The organism is Streptomyces sp. NBC_00576 (genome assembly GCF_036345175.1).
Classification (GTDB): Bacteria; Actinomycetota; Actinomycetes; order Streptomycetales; family Streptomycetaceae; genus Streptomyces.
Genome location: NZ_CP107780.1, coordinates 1,327,187 through 1,338,639 on the forward strand (window position 1 = coordinate 1,327,187; position 11,453 = coordinate 1,338,639).

At 68.6% G+C, this 11,453-nt stretch carries 12 protein-coding genes and 1 tRNA gene; 8 read left to right on the forward strand and 5 right to left on the reverse strand.

Annotated elements, in window-relative coordinates:
* Nucleotides 1-81 precede the first annotated feature (81 nt).
* On the forward strand, nucleotides 82-1,284 hold the full coding sequence (locus tag OG734_RS05565) for a tyrosine-type recombinase/integrase (protein WP_330286335.1): 1,203 nt from the start codon (nucleotides 82-84) through the stop codon (nucleotides 1,282-1,284).
* A 115-nt stretch (nucleotides 1,285-1,399) separates the two neighbouring features.
* On the opposite strand, the gene OG734_RS05570 is transcribed toward OG734_RS05565, so the two are convergent.
* Nucleotides 1,400-1,473: transfer RNA gene (locus tag OG734_RS05570), tRNA-Pro, on the reverse strand.
* 102 nt (nucleotides 1,474-1,575) lie between these two features.
* Between OG734_RS05570 and OG734_RS05575 the strand changes: the two genes are divergently transcribed.
* The 4 genes from OG734_RS05575 (at nucleotide 1,576) to OG734_RS05590 (ending at nucleotide 5,729) form a co-directional block, all read left to right on the forward strand.
* A complete protein-coding gene (locus tag OG734_RS05575; RefSeq protein WP_330286336.1) occupies nucleotides 1,576-2,109 on the forward strand; it encodes a DUF309 domain-containing protein in 534 nt (177 codons plus the stop codon).
* A 47-nt stretch (nucleotides 2,110-2,156) separates the two neighbouring features.
* Entirely contained in the window at nucleotides 2,157-2,945 is a 789-nt protein-coding gene (cobF, locus tag OG734_RS05580) for a precorrin-6A synthase (deacetylating) (protein ID WP_330286337.1), read from the forward strand.
* 71 nt (nucleotides 2,946-3,016) lie between these two features.
* Nucleotides 3,017-5,107 (forward strand): MDR family MFS transporter, encoded by a 2,091-nt coding sequence (locus tag OG734_RS05585; protein ID WP_330286338.1) that lies wholly within the window; start codon nucleotides 3,017-3,019, stop codon nucleotides 5,105-5,107.
* 118 nt (nucleotides 5,108-5,225) lie between these two features.
* Nucleotides 5,226-5,729 carry a hypothetical protein gene (locus tag OG734_RS05590; protein ID WP_330286339.1) on the forward strand — a complete coding sequence of 168 codons (504 nt, stop codon included), beginning with the start codon at nucleotides 5,226-5,228 and terminating at the stop codon, nucleotides 5,727-5,729.
* Here the strand turns inward: OG734_RS05590 and OG734_RS05595 are convergent, their stop codons facing one another.
* Nucleotides 5,730-6,512 carry a sulfite exporter TauE/SafE family protein gene (locus OG734_RS05595; protein ID WP_330286340.1) on the reverse strand — a complete coding sequence of 261 codons (783 nt, stop codon included), beginning with the start codon at nucleotides 6,510-6,512 and terminating at the stop codon, nucleotides 5,730-5,732.
* 203 nt (nucleotides 6,513-6,715) lie between these two features.
* Here OG734_RS05595 and OG734_RS05600 point away from each other — a divergent pair, with 203 nt between their 5' ends.
* The 3 genes from OG734_RS05600 to OG734_RS05610 all read left to right on the forward strand — a co-directional run bounded on the left by OG734_RS05600 (nucleotide 6,716) and on the right by OG734_RS05610 (nucleotide 8,463).
* Nucleotides 6,716-7,576: an alpha/beta hydrolase gene (locus OG734_RS05600; RefSeq protein WP_330286341.1), complete on the forward strand. Its 861-nt coding sequence runs from the start codon at nucleotides 6,716-6,718 to the stop codon at nucleotides 7,574-7,576.
* A 124-nt stretch (nucleotides 7,577-7,700) separates the two neighbouring features.
* A complete protein-coding gene (locus OG734_RS05605; protein WP_330286342.1) occupies nucleotides 7,701-7,943 on the forward strand; it encodes a WhiB family transcriptional regulator in 243 nt (80 codons plus the stop codon).
* 37 nt (nucleotides 7,944-7,980) lie between these two features.
* Nucleotides 7,981-8,463 (forward strand): Dps family protein, encoded by a 483-nt coding sequence (locus OG734_RS05610; RefSeq protein WP_330286343.1) that lies wholly within the window; start codon nucleotides 7,981-7,983, stop codon nucleotides 8,461-8,463.
* Nucleotides 8,464-8,509: 46 nt separating this feature from the next.
* Here OG734_RS05610 and OG734_RS05615 read toward each other — a convergent pair whose 3' ends face one another.
* From OG734_RS05615 to OG734_RS05625, 3 genes are read right to left on the reverse strand one after another with little or no spacing between them, the layout of a single operon-like run.
* On the reverse strand, nucleotides 8,510-9,184 hold the full coding sequence (locus tag OG734_RS05615) for an SDR family NAD(P)-dependent oxidoreductase (protein WP_330286344.1): 675 nt from the start codon (nucleotides 9,182-9,184) through the stop codon (nucleotides 8,510-8,512).
* Nucleotides 9,181-10,095 (reverse strand): cupin domain-containing protein, encoded by a 915-nt coding sequence (locus OG734_RS05620; RefSeq protein WP_330286345.1) that lies wholly within the window; start codon nucleotides 10,093-10,095, stop codon nucleotides 9,181-9,183. Before OG734_RS05620 ends, OG734_RS05615 begins: the two co-directional genes overlap by 4 nt.
* A complete protein-coding gene (locus OG734_RS05625; protein WP_330286346.1) occupies nucleotides 10,092-11,453 on the reverse strand; it encodes an amidohydrolase family protein in 1,362 nt (453 codons plus the stop codon). Before OG734_RS05625 ends, OG734_RS05620 begins: the two co-directional genes overlap by 4 nt.

Sequence of the window (11,453 nt, forward strand, 5' to 3'; positions counted from 1 at the left end):
GGAGCCTGTTGCTTTTGTCCCGCGTCAGGCTCACAATCTGAGCACCACCTCGGGGGGTCAACCTAAGAAGCAGGTGACACCGTGGGTGATCCAATCAAGAAGATCACGCTTGCGGACGGTACGGTGCGATACCGCTTCGTCACCGACGGCCCGCGTCAGGGCAGTGGTAGAAGACGCCAGATTAGAAAGACCTTCGATACCAAGAAAGAGGCTCGCGCGGAGCTGGCCCGCATTCGGCATCAGTCCACGACCGGTACGTTCGTGGTGCCGACAAAGGTCACCGTTGACGAGCTTCTCGATCTGTGGCTCAAGAGCGCGACCCGAGGTGTCGAAGACGCAACCGCCTCCAACTACGACAACGCCATCCGCCCTGCTCGGCTTTTTCTTGGAGACAAGCGGCTTCAGCTGCTGACCGAGGAGGACGTTGAGGCGTTTGTTGACTGGATGCTCACGAGCGGTCGACAGCGTGGGGGAAAGCCGGGTACGGGTCTGAGCCTTCGCTCCGTACGGCTTACCCTCGGTCGGCTTCGGTCTGCACTGCACCTTGCGGTTCGTCGAGGGTGGGTGGCGCGCAATGTCGCCGAGCACGTTCGGGTGTCTCGTGACGCCGTACGCAAAGCCGCCCGGGATGACGCTCAGCGTCGCCCCTGGGACGAATCAGAGGTCAAGGCGTTTATCGAGGCGACCAAAGGTGACCGCCTCTTTGGCGTGATGCTTCTGACGCTTATAGCCGAGCGGCCCGCCGAGGTGTGCGGTACTCGCTGGGAGCAGGACGTTGACCTCACTGGGGATGGCACCATCGCTGTGGGGAATACGCGCACCATTGTGTATGACCGGAGTCTGCCGAAGGGGCAGCGGAACAAGGTGGTCGAGAAAGACCCCAAGACTCAAAACGGGAAGCGTATCCTCCCGCTGCCCACGCTTCTCCAAGCAGCGCTTGTTACCTTCCGCACTCGGCAGGCGGAGGAGAAACTCGCTGCGGGTCAAGCGTACGAGGACAGCGGTTATGTCGTCGTTGACGAGATGGGACGCCCCTTCAAGACGGACAAGCTGCGCCGTGAGGCTCACCGGCTGATGGCCGAGGCCGGTGTTCGCAAGGTGCGTCTCTACGACGCCCGCCATGCGTGCCTCTCGTGGATGGCCAACAACGACGTACCCGACACCGTGGTCTCCGCCTGGGCCGGACACAGTGACTTGTCCTTCACCAAGCGGGTCTACGTGCACCCCGATCCGCAGAGCCTCAAGGCCGGTTCGGACAAGCTCGGTGAGCTGTTCGCCGCCTGAGAAGATCCACAAGGTTTGTGACCAAATGTGACACGTCGCCTTGCAAAACGATCAAGAGCCCTGCCTCACCGAAGTGAAGCAGGGCTCTGATCTGCGACTATGAGTAAAACTCCAGTCGGGACGACAGGATTTGAACCTGCGACCCCTTGACCCCCAGTCAAGTGCGCTACCAAGCTGCGCCACGTCCCGGTGCGTCGTCCCGCGGTTGCCCCGCGTGATCACGCTTGCAGAACTTTACCCCACGTCAGGGGCTGCCCCGAAGGGCGACAGGGTTCGCGCGACAATCGGGGTATGAGCAGTGCGCCAGAGGATCGGACAGCAGTGAGCGGGCGGGATCGGGACCAGGAGGGACGGGCGCGCAACGCGCGGCCCCGGGACGGCCTCGGGCGCCCGCTGCCGTACGGCGAGAGTGGGGTGGCCCGGCAGCCCGAAGGGGTCGTGCGCCGGCCCGAGGAGAGCGTCGCCGAGGCTCAGGCGTTGCTGGACGCGGGGAAGCCGTTCCACGCGCACGAGGTGTTCGAGGACGCCTGGAAGTCGGGGCCGGAGGAGGAGCGCGGTCTGTGGCGGGGGCTCGCGCAGCTGGCCGTGGGGCTCACGCATGCCGCCCGCGGGAACTTCACCGGCGGCGTCCGGCTGTTGCGGCGCGGGGCCGGTGCGGTCGAGGAGTGGGCAGCCGTGGGTCCGCGGTCACAGCCGTACGGGATGAACCTCGCGGGGGTCGTCACCTGGGCGCGCGAGCTGGCGGCGGAGGTGGAGCGGGAGGCCGTGGCCGTCGATGCGGGGGCTCGGGCGCCACGGTTGTCGAGGCGTATTGACGACGGCTGACCTGGGCCGACGGCCGCGTTGTCAGTGGTGTGCGGCAGACTCGGGGCGTGCGGAAGATTCATGTCATCGGTATCGGCGCGGGCGACCCCGACCAGCTCACCCTGCAGGCGGTCAGGGCGCTGCGGAGCACTGACGTGTTCTTCGTCCTCGACAAGGGCGAGGCCAAGTCGGATCTCGTGGGGCTGCGTCGGCACCTGCTCGACACGCATGTGCCGGAGGGGACGTACCGCGTGGTCGAGGTGCCCGATCCGGACCGGGACCGGACGGCCGGGGGCGCCGCGTACTCCCCCGCGGTCGGGGACTGGCGCCGGGCCCGGGCCGGGATCTACGAGTCGCTGATCGCCGGGGAACTCGGTGCGGACGAGAGCGGGGCGTTCCTGGTGTGGGGCGACCCGTCGTTGTACGACAGCACGCTGGGGATTCTGGAGGAGATCCTCGGGCGGGGCGCGGTGGAGTTCGAGTACGACGTCGTGCCCGGCATCAGCAGCGTCTCCGCGCTCGTCGCCCGGCATCGCACGGGACTCAACCGGGTCGGGAGTCCCGTCCAGATCACCACCGGTCGGCGGCTCGCCGGGGGTTTTCCGGTGGGGGTCGACGACGTGGTGGTGATGCTGGACGCCCATCAGGCCTTCCGGGAGTACGCCGACGAAGACATCGACATCTACTGGGGTGCCTACATAGGCACCCCGGACGAGATCCTCGTCTCCGGGCCGATTGCCGAGGCCGCGCCCCGTATCGAGCGGCTGCGCGCCCAGGCTCGTGAGCGCAAGGGCTGGATCATGGACACGTACCTGCTGCGCCGCAACCCCGGAGACCGCCGGCCCGGGCAACCGTAGGCACCGCAGGTGGGGCACCTGGGCGGTCCGCACCCCTTGCACGGGTGTATCACCGGTGTGATCGTGACCTCGTGACAGTCGCCGAGGACACCGCGCCGCCCACCGCCGCGCAACCACCCGTGCTGGACTCCCGCCGCCGCAACGTCGTCTTCGTCACGATCATGCTCGGCATGCTGCTGGCGGCCCTGGACCAGACGATCGTCGGCACAGCCCTGCCGACGATCGTGTCGGACCTGGGCGGGGCCGAGCACATGTCGTGGGTGGTGACGTCGTATCTGCTGGCGGAGACCGTGGCCACGGTGCTGGTCGGCAAGTTCGGGGACCTGTTCGGCCGCAAGGTGGTCTTCCAGGTCTCGGCGATCGTCTTCATCACCGGTTCGTTTCTGTGCGGGCTCGCCACGAACATGACGCTGCTGATCGCCTGGCGGGCCATGCAGGGGGTCGGCGCGGGCGGGCTGATGGTCACGGCGATGGCCCTGATCGCGGACGTCATCCCACTGCGGGAGCGCGGCAAGTACCAGGGCGCGATCGGTGCCGTGTTCGGTGTGGCGACGGTCATCGGGCCGCTGCTCGGCGGTCTGTTCACCGACCACCTGACCTGGCGCTGGGCGTTCTACGTGAACGTTCCGATCGCGATCCTGGTCGTCGTCGCGGCGGCCCGCACCATTCCGGTGGTGAAGTCGGCGGTGCGGCCGGTCATCGACTATCTGGGCATCGCCTTCGTGGCGATCGGCGCCAGCTCACTGATCCTGGCGACGAGTTGGGGCGGCAACCAGTACGCGTGGGGGTCCGGGGTCATTATCGCGCTGTTCGTCGGCGGCGCGGTCTCGCTCGGCCTGTTCTGCTGGGCCGAGTCGCGCGCGGCCGAACCGATGCTGCCCATGCGGCTGTTCGGCAACCCCGTGTTCACGGTCTGCTCGATCCTCAGTTTCATCGTGGGCTTCGCGATGCTGGGCGCGATGACGTACCTCCCGACCTTCCTCCAGTACGTGGACGGCGACTCGGCGACGGTGTCCGGTGTCCGGACCCTCCCCATGGTGCTGGGCCTGCTGATCGCGTCCGTCTTCAGCGGCAACGTGGTCAGCAAGACCGGCCAGTACCGCTACTTCCCGGTCGTCGGCCTGGCGGTGATGGGGGTGGGCCTGTACCTCCTCTCCCTCATGGACGCGTCGACCAGCGCCTGGCTCGCTTCGCTGTACATGTTCGTCCTCGGCACCGGTATCGGCCTGGGCATGCAGGTGCTGACGATCGCCGTGCAGAACACCGTCGAGTACGCCGACCTCGGCACGGCGACCTCCGGCGTCACCTTCTTCCGTACGCTGGGCAGTTCGTTCGGCACCGCCGTCTTCGGCACGCTCTACACCAACTCCCTGACCCCGAACCTCTCCGAGGGCATCGCCGCGGCGGCCCGCACGGGCGCGTCGGACCAGGCCACCATCACCAGGGCGGCAACAAGCCCGGAGGGCCTGCACAATCTCCCCACCGAGGCGGCCAAGCCGATCGTCGACGCGTACGCGGACACCATCCAGACCGTCTTCCTGTGGACCGTGCCGGTCGCGCTCCTCGGCTTCGTCGTCGCCCTGTTCCTCAAGCAGGTCCAGTTGCGCGACAGTGCGCGCATGGCGTCGACGGACATGGGCGACGGGTTCGCGACGCCGGCCGGCGCGGACTCGCGGCGCCTGCTGGAAGCGTCCGTGGGCAAGATCATCGGCAGTACGGATCTGGACACCGCGCGTCGGATCGTCAGCGACTCCGACACCCGGCTCGACATCGCGGGCGCCTGGGCGGTGATGCAGGTCGAGCTGTTCACCCGCATGGTCGGTCACGCCGGCCTCGGCCTGATCGCCGCCCGCCGTCACATGCCGCCCGAGGTACTGGTCCCGGTCTTCGACCGCATGGTCGAGGAGGGCTACCTGACCCGTGCCGGCTCCTTCTTCTCCCACACCGAGGCGGGCACCCGCGAGGCCGAGGTGATCGGCAAGGCCTGGGGCTCCTGGCTGGCCGGACGAGTGGAACAGGACCTCGGCCGCCCCTCGGGCGAAGACCTGCGCACCGCGGTCGACGCCATCTCCAAACGCCTCCTGGTGGAGGACCTCAGCAGCAGCCTGCCGAACCGGCCCGCGGCACTGGCGGGAACGGGCGGAGGCACGTCCGGTTCGTAGCCGGCGGCACGTGGGAGGGAGGGCCAGGTGTCAGGTACCTGGTGTCGCCTACGGAAGTCCGTCATCGCGCGGGAGAAACCAGGTGCCCCGTCACTCGGGCCACACCCATACTCCTGTCATGTCCCCGGCCCCGGTTCGCTTCCACGATCCCCGCAGCACCGTGTACGACTTCCTCGGCTCGATCCTGGTGCGCTGTCCACGCTGTGAGCGGCCCGCGCACGTCCAGCGGAACCCTCACAGGCCGAACCTTCGCGCCCGGCGCCTGGTGTGCGGCGGCTGCGGTCTGTCCCGTACGTGGTGCGGCGGGTCGGTCGATCTCTCGGTCAGCACGGCCGTACCGGCGCGCGACCCGTATTTCGGCGCCCATCTGTGGCTGCAGACGGTGACCCGCCACGGTTGGCTGTGGGCGTACAACCTCGAACACCTGACCAATATCAGGCAGTTCGTCGCGGCCTCCCTGCGCGAGCGGGCGCCCTGGTACGACGACACCGGCCGGAAGATGACCCTGGTAGCCCGGCTACCGGTATGGATCAAGAGCGCCAGGAACCGGGACGAGGTGCTGCGCGCCGCCGACCGGATCCGGGCCACGCTCAGCGCGAGCCGACACCCGGACGGCCGCTGATCAGCGCAGCAGCAACTGCGCTCCGCCCACCACCGTCGCCGCGATCACCAACTGCTCGAACAGTCGCTGGTTGATTCGGTTCACAGCCCATTTGCCGAGAAACGCACCGGGGACCACGAACGCCACGAGTGCCGCGTCAAGCAGCAGCGAATGGCCGTCGATCAGGCCGAGGCCGGCGCTGAAGGGGACCTTTGAGACGTTCACGATCAGGAAGAAGAACGCCGACGTTCCCAGAAAGCCCAACTTCCGGAAGCCGGCGGACAGGAGATACATCGACATGACCGGACCGCCCGCGTTGGCGACCATCGTCGTGAAGCCGCCCAGTACACCGTACGAGCGAGCCTTGAGGCGCCCGGCCGGTGTACTCACCGCATCCGGTTCGTCGTCCTCGGACTCCGCCTCCGCCCGCCGCCGGCGCCACACCGTCACCCCGGCCATCAGCAGCAGGATCGCCCCGATCGAGGTCCGGACCACCTCGTCGTCCGCCCACACCAGGAACACCGTGCCGATGACCACGCCCACCGCGACCGCCGGGAACAACCGCCACAGGGTCGGCCAGTGAGCGTGCCTGCGGTAGGTCAGGACGGCGAGTACATCGCCCGCGATCAGGATCGGCAGCAGCACGCCGGTGGACTCGCGGGCGGGCAGGACAGCCGCGAAGATCGCCAGACTGACCGTGTTGGCCCCGCTGACAGCGGTCTTGGAAAAGCCGACAAGCACCGCAGCGGCGGCGAGCGCGGCGAATTCCCAGTGCGTTATGTGCCAGAGCGTCATCGTGTTCATGCGGACACCGATGCTATGCCCACCTAACTGCGACCATAAGGACCGTCTCGCCAGGTGGCCCCCAACCACACCGACGCGTCACCGTGGACCGGTCGCCCGCCCCCTGGGAAGATCCACGCAGACCCCGCACACCCCCGCACGCCACACACACCACGCACACCACGCACACCACGCACACCTTCAACGACGCAGCCGGAGAAGCCATGGCCGAGTCCCGCGAGTACGTCCTGACCGGCACCCGGGGCACGATCACCGTCCAAGAGTGGCCCCGTCCCGCCCGAAGTGATCCCGGTGATTTCGGCCGTCCGACCGAACAACCGCCCCGCTACCTCGCCCTCCTCGCGCACGGGTACGCCGAGCACATGGGCCGCTACGAGGAACTCGCCGATGTCCTCGTGGCCCACGGCGCCGCCGTCCTCGGCCCCCATCACCAGGGACACGGCAGGTCGGCGGGCGAACGGGCGGTGATCGTGGACTTCGAGGACGTCGTCACCGATCTGCACACCGTCGCCGCCCTCGCGCGGAGCGCCCATCCGGACGTACCGGTCGTCCTGATCGGCCACTCCACCGGCGGCCTGATCGCGGCCCGCTTCGCACAGCGGTACCGTGACGAACTCGCCGCGCTCGTCCTGTCCGCGCCCGTGCTCGGCAGCTGGGACCTCCCGGAACGGCTGCTGGAGCTCGACGAGATCCCCGACCGGCCCATCAACCCGGCCGCGCTGTCCCGCGACCCCGCCGTCCGGGCGGCGTACGCGGCGGACCCGCTGGTCTGGCACGGTCCGATGAAACGGCCCACGCTGGAGGCGTTCGTACGGACACTGGAGACCGTGGCGAAGAGCGGTGACATCGGACCGCTGCCGCTGCTGTGGCTGCACGGCGACGACGACCGGCTCGTGCCGCTCGCCGGGAGCCGCGTCGGCGTCGAGGAACTGCGCGGCACGGACTGGACCGAGCGGATCTTTCCCGGCGCCCGGCACGACGTCTTCCTGGAGACGAACAAGGCAGCGGTCTTCGCCGAACTGACCGCCTTCGTGGACCGGGTCCTCGCGACCCGGACCGAATGATCACTCTCGTGATCGCCTTCCACTCCGCCTGATCATCTCCCTCCGGCCACTGATCGCTCTCCGTCGCGTCCAGTGGCCGATTCCGTCACGTTTCCGCCCATCCGACCTGGGCACCCGCGTCCCCATGGAGTGGTTGCGGCGAGCAGCCTGCGCGGGAGAGGACCCGGAACTGTTCTTCCCCGTGGGCACGAAGGGACCGGCGGTACGGGACATCACCGCCGCGAAGCGCGTGTGCGCCCGCTGCCCGGTGACCCCGCAGTGCCTGGACTGGGCGCTGCGCAGCGGTCAGACCTCGGGCGTGTGGGGCGGCACCTGCGAGGACGAGCGCGCCGCACTGCTCCGTACCGCGAGAGAACGGGTCCGGTAGCGAGAGTCCGGGCCGAGTCACGAGGAGGAGCAACCCCATGACCGTCGTGAAGAGCAGCCTGCCCGAGCCGGAGCGCCGGGTCACCGGCGACGCCCTGCAGGAGACTCTGGTGGATCTGCTGGCGTTGTCACTGATCGGGAAGCAGGCCCACTGGAACATCGTGGGGCCGAGGTTCCGTTCGATCCATCTGCACCTCGACGAGGTGGTGTCGGCGGCCCGCGCGTTCTCCGACACGGTCGCTGAGCGCTCGGCGGCGCTCGGCGTGCCGCCGGACGGCCGCCCCGAAACCGTCGCCTCGACCTCCGTGTTCCAGGGCCCGAAGGACGGCTGGCTACAGGACACGGAGGTCGTGCAGCTTCTCGTCGAGGCGCTGGCGACAGCGATCGAGCGCCTGCGCAAGCGCGTCGAGGCGACGGCGGAGGCAGATCCGGTGACCCAGGACCTGCTGATCGGCATCACTGCCGAACTGGAGAAGCAGCGCTGGATGTTCGAGGCGGAGAACGTGACCCGCGGCGACTGACCCGATCCCTCCTCAGTCCGTCCCGCCTTCCACACCTCGCCTCGCCTCACCCGAGCAGCCAGCCCCCGTCCACGCTCAGGTCGATCGCGTTGACGGACCGGTTGCGCAGCAGGAAGTCCACGGCGTCCACCACGTCGGCCATCGTCGCGAGTCGACCGGCGGGTGTTCGGGCCCGCAGCCCGGCCAGCACACCCACCGGTTTGTCGCGCCAGTAGGGACTGTCGCCGACGACTCCCGGGTGCACGGCGTTGACCCGGATCGGCGCGAGCTCGACGGCGAGGGTACGGACGAGGCCGGTCACGCCGGCATTGACGGTCGCCACCGTCGTCGCGCCCGGGTAGGGCCGCTCCTTGGCCTGGCCGCCGAACAGCACGATGGCACTGGCGTCATGGAGACGCGGACTCAGGGTGTGCACGACCTCGGTGTAGCCGACGAGATGGAGGGCCGCCTCGATGTCGTACGCCGTGACCCGGTTCTCGTCCCGCGAGACGCCCGCGAGGACGAGATGGTCGACCCGCTCCACGTCGGCGAGCGCGGCGGCGATGTCCCGGGGCCGCGAGAGGTCGAGGGCCAGGCCCCGGGCGCCGATCTCCTTGGCCACCGCGTCCGCGCGCTGCGCCTCGCGGCCGGTGAGGACGACGTCGTCGCCGCGTTCGACGCGGGTACGGGCGAACTCACGGCCGATTCCGGACGTACCGCCGACAACGACCACACTGCTCATGCCCGTTCCTCCCCGTCGTTCATATCTCCCAGTGCGTCCTTCAGGTGATCCCAGTCCCGCGTGAACCGGTAGGAGTGGCGGGGCGGTGGCTGCGGGGCCTGTGTCTCCAGCCAACGGACGGGCCCGTCACCGGCGTTGGTGAAGCCGTGCACACAACCTGCGCCCGCCCAGGCGGCATCGCCGGGGCCGAGCCGGTGGCGTTCGCCGTCGAAGGTGGCGTCGACCACGCCTTCGAGGATCAGGTAGGTCTCCTCGAAGGGGTGGTCGTGTGTTCCGGCGACGCCGTCGGGCGCGTACTGCACCATGAACATCGTCGAAGCGACGGCGCCCAGGTCGCTGTCGACCATCATCTTCACGGTGATCCCGCTGTAGACGAGCAGCGCGGTGCGCATGCTCGCGGACACGGCCAGCAGGTCCTGGGACTGCTTGCCGGGGTCCATCTGAGCAGGCTCGAAGTGGCCGAACGACCGGGTGCGCGGGTCGCGTACGTCGATCCGGACGGGGTCGCGCTCCGGCAGCGCGGGCACGGACCAGGTGTCGTACCCGTACCGGGCGCGCGGCACGGGCGCGAGCATGTCGGCCCAACGAGCAGCCATGTCAATGGAGTTGAGGCCGCCCGTACCGCGCCAAGCGTGCGGTACGCCTGTGGGGAGGAGTCCGTAGTCGCCCTCTTCCAGGAGGTACGAGCCCTCAGGCACATCCAGGATCACGCTCCCGTCGAGCACATGGAAGCTCTCCTCGTACGAGTGCACATGGGCGCCCACCATCCCGTCCGGCCGCAACTCGCAGAGCCCGAAGCCGGTGTGTACGCTCCCGCCCTCCTCCCCGATGACCGTGCGACGCCGGAACCCACCGCTGTCGTACGGGAGTTGCGGCGCGTCCGCGGCGCGCCGCACCACGAAGTCCGTCATCCCTCGCGCCTCGCCGCCTGTTCCGCCTTCGCCGCCAACAGCCGGTCACGGGACTCCTCGACGAGCCGCCGGGCCCGTCCGGTGTCGGCGAGCAGCTTCCCGTCACGCTTGAGGACGGCGCCGTCGACGATGACCGTCTCGACGTTGGAGACGTCCGCCGACAGGGTCACCGCCGCGGTGGCGTCGTGCACCGGGGCCATGTTCAGTGCTGTTGCGTCGAGTGCGACGACGTCGGCGCGTTTACCGGGGGTCAGGGAGCCGGTGCGGTGTTCGAGGCCCGCGACATGGGCTCCGTTGACCGTTGCCAGCTCCAGCATCCGACGTGCCGTCAACATCGTTGCGGGGACGGGGACATCGGCCTGCCAGCACTCGGCGTTCACACGGGCGCGTTCGGCGCCGAAGGCCGCGCGGATCTGGGTGAACATGTCGCCGGGCACGGTGGTGACGACGTCGATGCTGAGCGACGGCCGCAGTCCGTGCTCGATCGCCTTCATCACGGGCGGCCAGCCGTGCCCCATCTGGGTCTCGACCTGCGGCGCGATCGACACCGTACCGCCGCTGTCGGCGACCATCCGCCACTCTTCCTCACTGAGGTAACAGCAGTGGATGTAGGTGGTGTCGGAGCTCAGCAGGCCCAGTTCGTGGAGCTGCTTCACCATGCCGAAGCGGCCGGCCAGCCGGCCCATGGCGACGTGCACGGTGATCGGGATGTCCAGTTCACGGGCGAGGGCCCATTCGGAGGTGACGACGTCGTTGGTGCAGAAGCCGGGCCCGCGCGTGGCCAGCGCCATCGTCAACAGACCGCTGTCCGAGGCGAAGTACTTGGAGCGGATGCGTCGTACGTCGTCGCCCGGAATCGCGATCTTGCTCTCGAACCAGTAGTCGGAGAGGGATGTGTTGGCGCTGCCATAGGCGTACTGGGCGCGGATTCCGGTCTCCGTGAGGGCCCGTACGGCAGCGTCGGGATGCTCGGGGGTGTTGTTGATGTGGGACCAGTCGACCAGGGTGGTGATACCGGCGTTGAGGCATTCCAGCGCGCCCGCGAGGTTGCCCGCGTACACGTCCTCGGGGGTGTAGACGGGGGCGAAGGTGTCGAGGACGTCCACGAAGTAGTCGTCGAGGGTGGCATCGGGCGCGCAGCCGCGAATCGGCGCCTCCCAGGTGTGGCGGTGCGTGTCCACGAAGCCGGGGATCACTATGCGGCCCGCCATGTCGAGCACTTCGGCGTCCGCGCTGATCTCGCGCTCGACCGCCGTGATGTTCCCGTCCTCGATCAGGACGTCACCCTGGGGCAGTTCACCGATGTCGGGGTCCATGGAGATCACATGGCCGGAGCGCAGAAGCAGTCGATCGGTCAT